Annotated in this window: 14 protein-coding genes; 6 read left to right on the top strand and 8 right to left on the bottom strand. The window is 70.8% G+C overall.

Annotated elements, in window-relative coordinates; genetic code table 11:
• Positions 1-92 precede the first annotated feature (92 nt).
• Both ACWD11_RS32570 and ACWD11_RS32565 read left to right on the top strand, forming a co-directional pair.
• On the top strand, positions 93-545 hold the full coding sequence (locus tag ACWD11_RS32570; RefSeq protein ID WP_389420216.1) for an ATP-binding protein: 453 nt from the start codon (positions 93-95) through the stop codon (positions 543-545).
• Positions 546-669: 124 nt separating this feature from the next.
• Positions 670-1,074 (top strand): helix-turn-helix domain-containing protein, encoded by a 405-nt coding sequence (locus ACWD11_RS32565; protein ID WP_389420217.1) that lies wholly within the window; start codon positions 670-672, stop codon positions 1,072-1,074.
• Between the two features lie 18 nt (positions 1,075-1,092).
• Here the strand turns inward: ACWD11_RS32565 and ACWD11_RS32560 are convergent, their stop codons facing one another.
• The 5 genes from ACWD11_RS32560 to ACWD11_RS32540 all read right to left on the bottom strand — a co-directional run bounded on the left by ACWD11_RS32560 (position 1,093) and on the right by ACWD11_RS32540 (position 5,897).
• Positions 1,093-1,695 (bottom strand): ClpP family protease, encoded by a 603-nt coding sequence (locus ACWD11_RS32560; RefSeq protein WP_451287391.1) that lies wholly within the window; start codon positions 1,693-1,695, stop codon positions 1,093-1,095.
• A 2-nt stretch (positions 1,696-1,697) separates the two neighbouring features.
• A complete protein-coding gene (locus ACWD11_RS32555) occupies positions 1,698-2,336 on the bottom strand; it encodes an ATP-dependent Clp protease proteolytic subunit (RefSeq protein WP_389420219.1) in 639 nt (212 codons plus the stop codon).
• A 125-nt stretch (positions 2,337-2,461) separates the two neighbouring features.
• Positions 2,462-3,337, bottom strand: coding sequence for a geranyl diphosphate 2-C-methyltransferase (locus ACWD11_RS32550; RefSeq protein WP_451287389.1), 876 nt, complete (start codon positions 3,335-3,337; stop codon positions 2,462-2,464).
• A gap of 53 nt (positions 3,338-3,390) precedes the next feature.
• Positions 3,391-4,434, bottom strand: coding sequence for a family 2 encapsulin nanocompartment cargo protein terpene cyclase (locus ACWD11_RS32545; RefSeq protein ID WP_389420221.1), 1,044 nt, complete (start codon positions 4,432-4,434; stop codon positions 3,391-3,393).
• Positions 4,435-4,463: 29 nt separating this feature from the next.
• Positions 4,464-5,897: a family 2B encapsulin nanocompartment shell protein gene (locus tag ACWD11_RS32540; RefSeq protein WP_451287387.1), complete on the bottom strand. Its 1,434-nt coding sequence runs from the start codon at positions 5,895-5,897 to the stop codon at positions 4,464-4,466.
• Between the two features lie 400 nt (positions 5,898-6,297).
• On the opposite strand from ACWD11_RS32540, the gene ACWD11_RS32535 reads away from it, so the two are divergent.
• On the top strand, positions 6,298-7,098 hold the full coding sequence (locus ACWD11_RS32535) for a VOC family protein (RefSeq protein ID WP_451287385.1): 801 nt from the start codon (positions 6,298-6,300) through the stop codon (positions 7,096-7,098).
• Positions 7,099-7,144: 46 nt separating this feature from the next.
• Complete coding sequence (locus ACWD11_RS32530; protein WP_389420224.1) at positions 7,145-7,831, top strand: ribonuclease H family protein; 687 nt, start codon at positions 7,145-7,147, stop codon at positions 7,829-7,831.
• Between the two features lie 8 nt (positions 7,832-7,839).
• Here the strand turns inward: ACWD11_RS32530 and ACWD11_RS32525 are convergent, their stop codons facing one another.
• The 3 genes from ACWD11_RS32525 to melC1 form a co-directional block, all read right to left on the bottom strand.
• Positions 7,840-8,292, bottom strand: a complete 453-nt coding sequence (locus ACWD11_RS32525; protein WP_389420225.1) for an SRPBCC family protein — start codon at positions 8,290-8,292, stop codon at positions 7,840-7,842.
• Between the two features lie 94 nt (positions 8,293-8,386).
• Complete coding sequence (gene melC2, locus ACWD11_RS32520; protein ID WP_451287382.1) at positions 8,387-9,211, bottom strand: tyrosinase MelC2; 825 nt, start codon at positions 9,209-9,211, stop codon at positions 8,387-8,389.
• 76 nt (positions 9,212-9,287) lie between these two features.
• Positions 9,288-9,662: an apotyrosinase chaperone MelC1 gene (gene melC1, locus ACWD11_RS32515; RefSeq protein WP_451287380.1), complete on the bottom strand. Its 375-nt coding sequence runs from the start codon at positions 9,660-9,662 to the stop codon at positions 9,288-9,290.
• A gap of 345 nt (positions 9,663-10,007) precedes the next feature.
• On the opposite strand from melC1, the gene ACWD11_RS32510 reads away from it, so the two are divergent.
• On the top strand, positions 10,008-11,222 hold the full coding sequence (locus ACWD11_RS32510; RefSeq protein ID WP_451287378.1) for an FAD-dependent monooxygenase: 1,215 nt from the start codon (positions 10,008-10,010) through the stop codon (positions 11,220-11,222).
• 57 nt (positions 11,223-11,279) lie between these two features.
• A complete protein-coding gene (locus ACWD11_RS32505; RefSeq protein ID WP_451287376.1) occupies positions 11,280-12,263 on the top strand; it encodes an aldo/keto reductase in 984 nt (327 codons plus the stop codon).
• The last annotated feature ends 22 nt before the right edge of the window (positions 12,264-12,285 follow it).

Raw genomic sequence — 12,285 nt, 5'->3', positions numbered from 1 at the left:
GGTCCCCTGTGCGGGGGGATGCGGAGCGCGGCACTGGGTACGAGCACTCATGCAGAAGTGTCCGGCCAGGTCGGCTTCCGAGAGAGAAACGCATGATCGAACACGACGGGGCAGTGATTCCGACTGGTTTCGACGTGCCCGTGGAACCGCTCCGACGGGCGGCCCATTACACCGGTGAGCCGGGGTGCATCGCCGAGGCGAGGTCCTTCGCCGCCCTCTTCCTCGGCAGGCTGCGCACCGAATGGTGCGCCCACATCGACAACCGCGCCCAGGAAGAGGTGCTCCTGGTGGTCAGCGAGCTGGTCACCAACGCCGACCGGCACAGCAACGGCCCCTACATCCTGGAGCTGGAGGGCACCGACTCCGGGGTCACGGTCTCCGTCTGCGACAGCAGCGCCGCGCTGCCCCGCCGCTTCCCGCGGGATCCCCAGCGCATCGGCCGGCACGGTCTGGAGATCGTGCACGCGCTGGCGGGGGACGTCGCCGTGGAACGGATCCCGGTCGGCAAGCGGGTCCGTGCGGTGATCGGTTTCGCCGGACAGTGACCCGAACCGGACAGTCACCCGAACCGGCTCGACTCGGCTCAACTCCCTGTTCGCTCCTGGCGATTCCTCCCAGCGCGGAACGCCTCGCCCTTCCCGTCCCGGCGCGGGCTCCTAGGCTGGGAGGGTGAGCAACCAAGCGCCGAACCAAGCCCGCGTCATCCCGCTGCGCCCGCCCGCGCGCCCGGAACCCTCGCCCCCGCGGTCCGCCGGACCCACCACCAGGGAACCCCTGTGGCGGGACCTGGTCGGAGACGTCCTGCGGCGCGAACGCCTCGCCCAGGAACGCACCCTGAAGGACGTGGCCGACGCCGCCCGGATCTCGATGCCCTACCTCTCCGAGGTGGAGCGCGGCCGCAAGGAGGCCTCCTCGGAGGTCCTCGCGGCCGCCGCCCACGCCCTCGGACTCGGCCTCGGCGACCTGCTGTCCCGGGCCCAGGGCGAACTGATCCGCCTCACCAGCCGCCAGAGCCCCGTCCGCAGCCGCGGCACGGCCGGTTCGTCGTACGACGGACTCTGCCTGGCCGCCTGACGCCGCCGTTCCGGCGCCTCACACCCCGACGAGGCGCCGGTTCATCACCCGGTCGGCCAGGCCGTACGCCACGGCCTCCTCGGCGGTGAACACCTTGTCGCGGTCCATGTCGGCGCGCAGCGTCCCGACGTCGTGGTGGGTGTGCCGGGACAGCACCTCCTCGACCTGGGCGCGGATCCGGACCATCTCCTTGGCCTGGAGCGTCAGATCGGAGACCGTGCCCTGCCGGCCGCCGCTGGCCGGCTGTCCGAGCAGCACCCGCGCGTGCTCCAGCACGGACCGCCGCCCGGGATCCCCGCCGGCCAGCAGCACGGCCGCCGTGGACGCCGCCTGCCCCACGCAGACCGTGGCGATCGGCGCCTGCACGAAGGTCATCGTGTCGTAGATCGCCATCAGCGAAGTGAACGATCCGCCGGGGGAGTTGATGTAGATCGAGATCTCGTTCTCGGGCGCCGCGGCCTCCAGATGGAGCAGCTGCGCGATGACCACATTGGCCACCCCGTCGTCGATCTCCGTACCGAGGAAGATGATCCGCTCGTTCAGCAGCCGGCTGAACACATCGAAGGACCGCTCGCCCTGCGGGGTGCGCTCGATGACGTTCGGAATCGTGTAACTGCCCATGACTACAGCCCCATCCGTCGCTTCGAAGCGGCCGGGCGGACGTCGGTGAGCGACTCCACCACCCGGTCGACCAATCCGTACTCCTGGGCCTCCTCGGCCGTGAACCAGCGGTCCCGGTCGCCGTCCCGGGAGATCGTCTCCGGGCTCTGTCCGGTGTGCTCGGCGGTCAGCCGCTCGATGGTCCGCTTGGTGTGCTCCAGGTTCTCCGCCTGGATCTCGATGTCCGCGGTGGTGCCGCCGATGCCGGCCGACGGCTGGTGCATCATGATCCGCGCGTTCGGCAGGGCGAAGCGCTTGCCCGCGGTGCCGACGCTCAGCAGGAACTGGCCCATGCTGGCCGCGAAGCCCATTGCGAGCGTCGACACGTCGTTGGGGATCAGCCGCATGGTGTCGTAGATGGCGAGGCCCGCGTGGACCGAGCCGCCGGGGCTGTTGATGTACAGGCAGATATCGGTGCGCGGGTCCTCCGCGGACAGGATCAGCAACTGCGCGCAGACCCGGTTCGCGGAGACCTCGTCGACCTGCGTGCCCAGCAGCACGATCCGCTGCCCGAGCAACTGGGCGGCCAGCTGGTCGTCGAACCGGGTGGGCGCGGTGTCGCCCTCCTCCGCCCGGGGAGCGAGCGCGGTGAGTGGAGTCATGGGATCTCCTCGTCGTGGCGTGAATGCCGTCGACTCCACTGTTGCCCGCACATTCCCCGCGCCGGGGATTTCTCTGCCCGCGGCAGATCAGCCACGAGCAGAGGGGCAGTCCCGCCGGCGTCGGGTCAGATCCGATCGGCTGCGATCAGCAGGTACTGGAAGCTGCCGTTGCGGTAGGCGGTCAGGAAGGTGTCCTCGATTCCGGTGACCAGGTGCTCGGCCTGCCGGCGCAGCTCCCAGTAGGGGATGGTCGCCGCGGTGAGGTCCTGCACGTGCACCGGCACCAGCCGGTTGCGGGCCATCGCCCGGAAGTACGCCGAGCGGGGATGGATGTCGCAGATGTAGTGGGCGTTGATCAGGGACACCTCGCGGGAGGCGCGCCCGTAGGTGTCGTTGTAGCAGCCGGTGATGACCACATAGCGTCCGCCGCGGCGCAGCAGCCGGGCGTGCTCGGCGAACAGCAGGTCCAGCTCGACGTACATGGTGGACTCGTTGTTCCACGAGGCGGCGAACGCGCCCGACTCGAATCCGGTGTCGAGCATGTCCCGGCAGTGGTAGCGCACGCTGCCCTCGATGCCCCGCTTGCGGGCCTGCTCGTTGGCGAACTCGGCCTGCTTGGCGGAGATCGTGACTCCGTCGGCGGCGCAGCCGTAGCGCAGATGGGCCACGACGCTGCCGCCACCGCGTCCGCAGCCGGCGTCGAAGACCCGGTCGGCGGGGGACAGGGGGCCGAGCCGGGCGGCGAGCAGCTCGGCCTGGGCGTGTTCCAGGCGGTGCAGTTCGGCGGTGATCCGCTCCTGGCGCAGCGCGGGGTCGGAGCCCTCCAGCACCGACCGGTCGACGTCCCCGACGCCGTAGTGGTGGTGGTACAGGTCGTCGATCCTGCCGAGTTCGAGGTTGACCGGGTTCTCCTCGGCGTTCCAGTAGTCCGCCACCCGGTGCTGGTACGTGGACTGGGGCGGCACCGGTGCGGTGGTCGTGCCGACGTCGGTGGAGCTCAACGCTGGTTCCTCTCGTGGGGGGACGGTGGGGGCCGGTGTGTGCTGTGGAGCGCTCACCAGTAGTCGGGCAGGTGGTAGCGGTGGGTGTTGGTGGCGTGCCACTCGTGGTTGCCGGCGACCCAGGCCGCGAGACCCTCGGTGTAGCGCGCGACGACGGGCGAGAGAGCACAGACGGCGGCGGCCTCCTCCTCGAACGCCGCCATGATCCGGTTGTGGATCTCTACGGACTCCAGATAGGCGGCCTTCAACCCGCACCGCTCGTTGGCGTCGACGACCACGGGCAGGTTCAGATGGGTCGGGTCGCTCGCCAGCTCCTTGGTGAAGGAGTACAGGTCATTGACGATCGTGGTGGCATTGCAGGCCAGCGCCGTCACCCGCTGGATCTCCGGGCGGGCGTAGAGCGCCTCGGGCAGTTCATAGCCGTCCACCGCGTCGACCAGGGACAGACAGGGCCGGAAGTTGTTGAACTGCCGCATCGTCAGGTACTCCCACACCCGCGGCAGGTACGCGGTCTCCGCCCAGGCGGCCTCGCCGAGGTAGCCCAGGTGGAGCCGGGCGATGTCATGGACGAACCGGTTTGTCTGGCTGGGCGTGGCGAAGGCGGCGTACTCCTTCAGCGCCCAGTGGTACGCGCGCAGCGGTCCGTCCGCCTGGACGCCGAGCCGCCACTGCTCCTCCGTCTCGGGGGTGCCGTGGTACGGGTCGAGCGCCGACTGGGCGATGACCAGCCGCCCGCCCAGGCCGCGTGCCGAGGCGCCCCGGCCTTCGGAGACCTCGCAGTAGCAGCTGTCGACGACGTTCTCCGCGAGCAGCAGCTTGCCGGCGGCGGTGAGGCGTTCGAGGTCGGCGGCGCCGGGATGCTGGAGCACCACGGCCCGCCCGAACTGGAAGCCGGCGAAGTCGCCGGACCAGGCCCTGGGAAACAGATCCAGCTCGCGCGCCCAGGCTTCGAGGCGCAGGTCCACCTCCGTCACCTTCTGCGGATCCGGTGGGACGGCGGGCCGGTACAGCAGGCCGGGCACGGCACCACCGCGCCGGGCCCGCAGAGAGCGGGCCGGGCTCGGCGGGCCGGGCGGCCGGAACGTGGACGTGCTCATCGGCGTACTCCCGTTCGGTCGCGGTCCGTTCAGTCGGCGGTCCGGCCGATCTGGACGTTCTCCAGGATTCCGGCGGCGTCCGGCACGAGGATCGCCGTGGAGTAGTAGGCGGTGACGAGGTAACGCAGGATCGCGCTGTCGTCGATGCCCATGAACCGCACGTTCAGGCCCGGCTGGTACTCCTCGGGGATGCCGGTCTGGTACAGGCCGACCACACCCTGGTCGGCCTCGCCGGTGCGCAGCGCGATGATGCTGGTGGTGTGCTGCGGGCCGATCGGGATCTTGCCGCACGGAAAGAGGGGCACGCCCCGCCAGGCGGGCACCTCATGGCCTTCGACGGTCACCGTGCCGGGCACAAGGCCGCGCCGGTTGCACTGCCGGAAGAAGGCCGCGATGGCTTTGGGGTGCGCGAGGAAGAGCCGGGTCTTGCGGCGCATCGACAGCAGCTCGTCCAGGTCGTCCGGGGTCGGCGGTCCGGCGAAGGTGCTGATCCGCTGGTCGTAGGCGGTGTTGTGGAGGAGCCCGAACTCGCGGTTGTTGACCAGCTCCCACTCCTGGCGTTCGCGGATCTCCTCGACGGTGAGCCGCAGTTGCTGCTGGGTCTGGTCCATCGGGTCGTTGTAGAGGTCGGCGACCCGGGTGTGCACCCGCAGCACGGTCTGGGTGAGGGACAACTCGTACTCGCGCGGGGCGAGTTCGTAGTCGACGAAGCCGCCGGACAGCACCGGCTCGCCGACGTGGCCGGCCTGCACCGGCACATCGGCCTCGCCCTTGCGGTTCATGGGCTTGCTCTGCCGCTCGGCGTAGGCTTCCAGATGGGCGGCGAGCGACGGGGCCCGGCCCACGTCCTCCATGAGCTCCTCCCAGGGCAGCACCAGCACCACCCCGGACGTCTCGGCCCGGACCGAGCTGAGCCAGAGCGGGTCGGCCTGGCCGACGGCCTCGTCGCCCATGCCCTCGCCGTCGGTGACGACGCCGATGACCTCCTCCTCGCCGTACTTGCCGGCGGTGAAGCGGGTGAAGCGGCCGTGCACCACGAGGTAGGCCTCGGTGACCGGCTGTCCGGCCTCGAAGAGGACCTGTCCGGCGCGCACCTCGCGGACCTGGAAGCGGGAGGCGACCTGCTGGAGGACCTCGATGTCGCGGTAGCCGCGCAGCGCCGGCAGCTCGGTGAGCGTCTGGGGGATCACCCGGACGTCGTCGGCGCCGTTCTGCTCGAACTGCACCCGCCCGCGGCCGATGCGCAGCTGCAGACGCCGGTTGACCCGGTAGGCGCCGCCCCTGACGTCGACCCAGGGCAGCATCCTCAGCAGCCATCGTGAGGTGATGGCCTGCATCTGGGGTTCGGACTTGGTGGTCGTCGTGAGGTTGCGGGCGGCTCGCGTGCTGAGGCTGGTGAACGGGGGAGCGGTGGTGCCGGGTTCGTCGACGGTGGGATCGGCGGCGCTTTCGGGTGCAGACACAGTCCCTCCCTGGAGGGGGTTCAGGGGTGAGCGGTGTGGTCGGTGAGACGGCAACCTCGTGGCGCGGGTGGACAGCACGCGCTGCCTGTACACAAGGCAAACAGCGGAGGGTGAGGGCCGGGAACCGCGTGAAGGGGGCGGTTTCGCGCGCCGGATGTGCAAACCGCCCGATCGGGGCGGACTGCGAAAGCGCGTGTGATCCCGCGCCGGTCGTCTTCGCCCGAACGGGCGGCGCACAGGGAGCGCGGGAGCCGTGCGAGCGTGCCGCCGCGCGCGGCTGGTTCACCGGGGGCGCCGGCCCGGCCGGTGACGGCGCCGGGGTTCGTTCGGCGCGCGCTCGGCGTAGGGGGTGGATAGCGTGGGAAGCCGGACGGAAACCCGAGTCGGAGAGGCCGCAGTCATGGCGGTACAGCCAGAGGGAACCCCTTGTTGGGCCGATGCGATGTTCACCGACGTCGAGGGAGCCAAGAGCTTCTACGGCGCCGTCCTCGGCTGGACCTTCGGCGAGGCGTCGACGGAGTTCGGCAGCTACACCCAGGCCTACGCGGACGGCAAGGCGGTCGCCGCCGTCGTCCCGCCCATGCCCGGGCAGGACGGCCCGTCCCAATGGTGCCTGTACTTCGCGTCCCCGGACGCCGCCACCACCGCCGGCCGGATCCGTGACCACGGCGGCGAGGTGCTGATGGAGCCGATGCGCGTCGGCGACTTCGGCACCATGTGCCTGGGCCGCGACCCGAGCGGCGTCGTCTTCGGCGTCTGGCAGGCCGGCGCGCACGAGGGCTTCGAGGCGCCCCCCGAGCGGCCCGGCGCGTTCTGCTGGGCCGAGATCTTCACCCGGGAGCCGGAGAAGTCCGACGCCTTCTTCCCGGCCGTCTTCCCCGCGTACACCGCGCAGCGGATGGACGACGACGGGGTCGACTTCCGGCTGTTCAACATCGGCGACAAGACGGTCCTGGGCCGGATGGCGATGACCGAGGAGTTCCCGCCCGAGGCCGGCGCGTACATCAACGTGTACTTCTCCGTCGCCGACTGCGACGAGGCCGTGTCCAAGGCCACCGAGCTGGGCGGGGTCCTGCGGTTCGGGCCCATGGACACGCCCTTCGGGCGGTTCGCCTCGCTCAGCGACCCGCAGGGCGCGCACTTCTCCGTGATCGACACCACGACCACCGTGGGCGAGATGCCCAAGATCACCGACGTCTGACCGGGCGGGCTCCGGTCACCCTCGCGGCCCATGGCATGATCGGCGCATGCGTGAACTAGTAGTGGCCGCGTGCGACGGGGCTTCGAAGGGAAACCCCGGACCCGCGGGCTGGGCCTGGGTCGTCGCCGACGAGACGGAGACCCCGGCCCGCTGGGAAGCCGGACCGCTCGGCAAGGCCACCAACAACGTCGCCGAACTCACCGCCCTGGAGCGCCTGTTGGCGGCGACCGACCCAGGCGTGCCGCTGGAGGTCCGGATGGACTCCCAGTACGCCATGAAGGCCGTCACCACCTGGCTGCCCGGCTGGAAGCGCAACGGCTGGAAGACCTCCGGAGGCAAGCCGGTCGCCAACCAGGAGCTCGTCGTACGCATCGACGAACTCCTGGCCGGCCGTTCCGTCGAGTTCCGCTATGTGCCCGCTCACCAGGTCGACGGTGACAAGCTCAACGACTTCGCCGACCGTGCCGCGAGCCAGGCGGCCATGGTGCAGGAGCCCGCGGGCAGCGGCCTCGGTTCGCCCGAGCCGCCGCCCGCTCCGGACGCCCCTGCCAAGGCGCCGCGCCGCCGCCCCACGACCGCCAAGAAGAGCGGCGGCGGCTCCTCCGCGCGCACCATCAAGGCGAAGTTCCCCGGCCGCTGTCTGTGCGGCCGCTCCTACGCCGCGGGCGAGCCCATCGCGAAGAACGCGCAGGGCTGGGGTCACCCGGAGTGCCGCACGGAAGCGGCGGGGTAGGTCAGGACCTACACCACGGTGCCGCGCCAGGCGCCGGTCTCCCGGCCGCGGTCCTCGATGTAGGTCTTGAAGCGCTCGAGGTCGCCCTTGGCCTGCCGCTTCACGAACCCGAGCTTGTCGCCGACCTTCTCGGCGAGGCTGTCGGGGTGGAAGTCCATCTGGAGCATCACCTTGGTGTGCTGCTCGTCGAGCCGGTGGAAGGTCACCACGCCCGCCTGATGGGCCTGGCCGCCGACCGTGGTCCAGGCGACCCGCTCGTCCGGGATCTGCTCGGTGATCTCCGCGTCGAACTCCCGCTGCACCCCGTCGACCTTCGTCACCCAGTGCGTGAGCGTGTCGCTGCGCTGCTCGATGCGCTCGACCCCGCTCATGAACTCGGGAAACGACTCGAACTGGGTCCACTGGTTGTACGCGGTGTGGACCGGGACGCCGACCTCGATGGATTCCTCGACCTGTGACATGAGTCGCCCTTCCTTGGTCTGTGTACGGTTCCCGGCACGGGTTACCGCGTGCCGTGGGGGACAAACCGCCGAAGGAGCGACTCGTTCCGCCGGCTCAGGCCGCGTCGAAGGTGTAGTGCGGCGTGTGGTCCAGCAGGTCGGCGGGCCGTACGTCGTTCCACGGCTTCATCGTGTCGCCGAGGTCGATCACATCGGGGGTGCCCGCCGCCGGGAGGTAGCCGGAGCCGGGGTGCCGACGCTGCCAGTCCGCCCAGAGCCGGTCCACGTAGGCGTGGTGCAGCCAGAACACCGGGTCGTTGGGGGAGACCCCGGTGCCCATCTGCCCGCCCACCCACACATGCACCCGGTTGTGCAGATTGACCCCGCGCCATCCCTCCAGATGGTTGCGGAACCCGTCCGAGCCGCTGTTCCAGGGCGCCATGTCGTACGTCGGCATCGCCAGCACGGAGTCCACCTCGGCCCGGGTCGGCAGCGGGCGGCCGCCGCCGCCCAGGGCCCGGCGCAGATAGGTACGGCCGTCTATCCGGACGTTGATGGGCCAGTTGCCGGTGGAGGCGGCGAAGGGGCCGTCCATCACGCGGCCGTCCAGGCTCCGCCCGGTGCCGCCGAGGAAGTCCGGTGCCCACAGCGAGGCCCGTGCCGTGCGGTCGGCGGTCCAGTCCCAGTAGGGCAGCGCGACCGAGGGGTCCACCGCCTGGAGGGCGCGCTCGAAGTCGAGCAGGAATCTGCGGTGCCAGGGCAGGAAGGACGGCGAACGATGCCCCGTACGCTCGCCGCTGTCGGTGTCGGCCATGATGAAGGCGTTGTGCGTGGTGACGAACTCGTCGTAGCGGCCGGTGCGCTTGAGCTCCAGCACGGCGGCGACGAAGCGGCGCTTCTCGTCGGCGGTCAGGTTCGCCTGGTTCTTGCGGACGGTCATGTGCGAGGGCTCCCGGAAGTGCTGTAGCTGCAGGGGCGGGTCACTGGGCGGGTCACTGGGCGGGTCACTGGGCGGGTCACTCCGTGGGGAACGGCAGGAGTGCGGCGCCCTGGAGCTCGTCCACCGCGGCCCGCGCCGCGGCACGCGGGGTGGTCACCGGGTCGTAGTGGCTGACGACGCTGATCCAGGTGCCGTCGGCGTTGCGCATCACGTGCAGCTCCGCCCCGTCGACGAACACGGCGTAACCGGCGCCGTGGTCGTGGTGCCCGCCGCCCGAGCGGGCCCGGCCCTGTATCCGGCGGCCCTTGTAGACCTCGTCGAAGGGTGCGGGGGAGCCGGGGTGGTGGCCGGCGGCCCGGGCGGGGGCGGGGGCGGCGAGCGTGGCGGCTCCGGAGGCGGCGGCGAGGGCGGCCGCCGCGGTGAGCGCGCGGCGACGGCTGAGTTCCGGCATACGGATCTCCCGGGGTGGTTCGGCTGTTGACTCCGTATGCCTATCGGGAGAGGTGAGACGCGGTGAAATCCCTCGGGAGTGGTTGGCTGCGATCCGGACAATTACCCACATGTCGTGCAAGGTTGAACAAAGATGATCTTGCTGTTCCGGTGTGGAACCGCCCTCCGGAACGGGTAATTCCTTCTCCCGGGACCCCTGATCCGGGTGGTCTTTCGCGGACGGGCGGGTCACCGGTGGCGTGGGTCACGCCGGGAAGGTGACGCGATCCGGAAGCGGGGCACGGTGCGACCGCGCTGCTACTCTCCGTCTCTAAGCGATCGCAATGAGTGATTTCAAGGGGTGCGCGTGAAGGTCGACTGCGTCGGAGGCGGGCCCGCGGGCCTGTACCTCTCGATCCTGCTGAAGCTGCAGGACCCGTCCCACGACATCACCGTCCACGAGCGCAACGCGGAGGGCTCCACCTACGGCTGGGGCGTCACCTACTGGCGCGGGCTGCTCGACCGGCTGCACGCGCATGACCCCGAGTCGGCGCGCGCCATCGCCGACAACTCGGTCAGCTGGAGCGAAGGGGTGGCCCGGGTACGGGACCTGACCACCCGTCGGCCGGGCGACGAGGGCTTCGGCATCGGCCGCCACCGGCTGCTGGAACTCCTCGCCGCACGCGCCCGCTCGCTCGGCGTGCGACTGGAGTACGAGCACGAGATCGACCCGGCCGCCCCGCTCCCCGGAGCCGACCTGGTCGTCGCGAGCGACGGAGTGCACAGCGCACTGCGCACTCACCACGCCGCCCACTTCGGCAGCGAGCTGCGGCCCGGCCGCAACCACTACATCTGGCTCGGCACCACCAAGGTCTTCGACGCCTTCACCTTCGCCTTCGTGGAGACCGACCACGGCTGGATCTGGGCCTACGGCTACCGCTTCGGCCCCGACCGCAGCACCTGCGTCGTCGAATGCGCCCCCGACACCTTCACCGGGCTCGGCCTCGACCGCGCCGACGAGGCGGAGAGCCTCGCCCTGCTGGAGAAGCTGTTCGCCGACACCCTCGACGGCCACACCCTGATCGGCCGCTCCCCGGCCGACGGCAGCTCCCCCTGGCTGAACTTCCGTACCCTCACCAACCGCACCTGGCACCGCGACAACCTCGTCCTGCTCGGCGACGCCGCCCACACCACCCACTACTCCATCGGCGCCGGCACCACCCTCGCCCTGGAGGACGCCCTCGCCCTGGCCGGCGCCCTGCGCGAGCACACCGACCTGCCGCGCGCCCTGGCCCGCTACGAAGAGGAGCGCAAGCAGGCCCTGCTCCCCTTGCAGAGCGCGGCCCGCTACAGCGCCCAGTGGTACGAGAACCTGCCCCGCTACATCCACCTGCCCCCCGAGCACATGTTCGCCCTCCTCGGGCAGCGCCACTCACCCCTGCTGCCGTACGTCCCGCCCCAGCTCTACTACCGCCTGGACAAGGCGGCCGGACAGCTCGAGGCGCTGCGCCGGTTCAAGCGCTGGCTGGGCCCCAAGGTCGCCCGCACGGTCCATGCCAGGACGCTGACCTCGCGCGAGTAGCCCGATCGGCGCCCGCCCCGCGCGGAAAGCGCGCGGGGCGGGTGACAGACTGACGCCATGGACGAGCGCACATTCGGCAGGTCTCAGCAGCACGCATCCGTGATCGGTCTCGGCACCTGGCAACTGGGTGCCGACTGGGGCGACGTGGACGACAAGGAAGCCCTCGCGGTCCTGGAGGCGGCCGCCGAGGCGGGGGTGACCTTCTTCGACACCGCCGACGTCTACGGCGACGGCCGCAGCGAGGAGACCATCGCGACCTTCCTGCGCAGCCGGCCCGACCTGCACGTCATGGTCGCCGCCAAGATGGGCCGCCGGGTCGACCAGCTCCCGGAGAACTACGTCCTGGACAACTTCCGCGCCTGGAACGACCGTTCGCGCCGCAACCTCGGCATCGACCGCATCGACCTGGTGCAGCTGCACTGCCCGCCGACCTCCGTCTACTCCTCGGACGAGGTGTTCGACGCCCTCGACACCCTTGTCGCCGAGGAGCGCATCGCCGCCTACGGCGTCAGCGTGGAGACCTGCGAGGAGGCGCTCACCGCGATCGCCCGGCCCGGCGTGGCGAGCGTGCAGATCATCCTCAACGCCTTCCGCATGAAGCCCCTGCGCGCGGTTCTTCCGGCCGCCCAGGAGGCGGGCGTCGGCATCATCGCCCGCGTCCCGCTCGCCTCCGGCCTGCTGTCCGGCAAGTACACCAAGGACACCGTCTTCCCCGAGAACGACCACCGCACCTACAACCGGCACGGCGAGTCCTTCGATGTCGGCGAGACCTTCTCCGGCGTCGACTACACGACCGGCGTCGAGGCCGCCGCCGAGTTCTCCGCCCTCGCCCCGCAGGGGTACACCCCCGCCCAGCTCGCTCTGCGCTGGATCGTCCAGCAGCCCGGCGTGACCACGGTGATCCCCGGCGCCCGCTCGCCCGAGCAGGCCCGCGCCAACGCCGCCGCGGCCGAGCTCCCGGAGCTGCCGGAGGCGACCCTCGCCGCGATCCGTGACCTGTACGACCGCCGGATCAAGGAGCAGGTCGAGAACCGCTGGTGACCGTTTGAAGGATCAACCTCGG

The organism is Streptomyces sp. NPDC002776 (assembly GCF_053592195.1).
The sequence above is the reverse complement of the archived record's forward strand: the minus strand, read 5'-3'. Positions and strand labels throughout refer to the sequence as shown.

Excerpts from the sequence above, each read along its gene's own strand:
- ACWD11_RS32555 (WP_389420219.1), bottom strand. The coding sequence starts at position 2,336 with ATGACTCCACTCACCGCGCTCGCTCCCCGGGCGGAGGAGGGCGACACC.
- ACWD11_RS32525 (WP_389420225.1), bottom strand. The coding sequence starts at position 8,292 with ATGTCACAGGTCGAGGAATCCATCGAGGTCGGCGTCCCGGTCCACACC.
- ACWD11_RS32545 (WP_389420221.1), bottom strand. The coding sequence starts at position 4,434 with ATGAGCACGTCCACGTTCCGGCCGCCCGGCCCGCCGAGCCCGGCCCGC.
- melC1 (WP_451287380.1), bottom strand. The coding sequence starts at position 9,662 with ATGCCGGAACTCAGCCGTCGCCGCGCGCTCACCGCGGCGGCCGCCCTC.
- melC2 (WP_451287382.1), bottom strand. The coding sequence starts at position 9,211 with ATGACCGTCCGCAAGAACCAGGCGAACCTGACCGCCGACGAGAAGCGC.
- ACWD11_RS32505 (WP_451287376.1), top strand. The coding sequence starts at position 11,280 with ATGGACGAGCGCACATTCGGCAGGTCTCAGCAGCACGCATCCGTGATC.
- ACWD11_RS32570 (WP_389420216.1), top strand. The coding sequence starts at position 93 with ATGATCGAACACGACGGGGCAGTGATTCCGACTGGTTTCGACGTGCCC.
- ACWD11_RS32535 (WP_451287385.1), top strand. The coding sequence starts at position 6,298 with ATGGCGGTACAGCCAGAGGGAACCCCTTGTTGGGCCGATGCGATGTTC.
- ACWD11_RS32560 (WP_451287391.1), bottom strand. The coding sequence starts at position 1,695 with ATGGGCAGTTACACGATTCCGAACGTCATCGAGCGCACCCCGCAGGGC.
- ACWD11_RS32530 (WP_389420224.1), top strand. The coding sequence starts at position 7,145 with ATGCGTGAACTAGTAGTGGCCGCGTGCGACGGGGCTTCGAAGGGAAAC.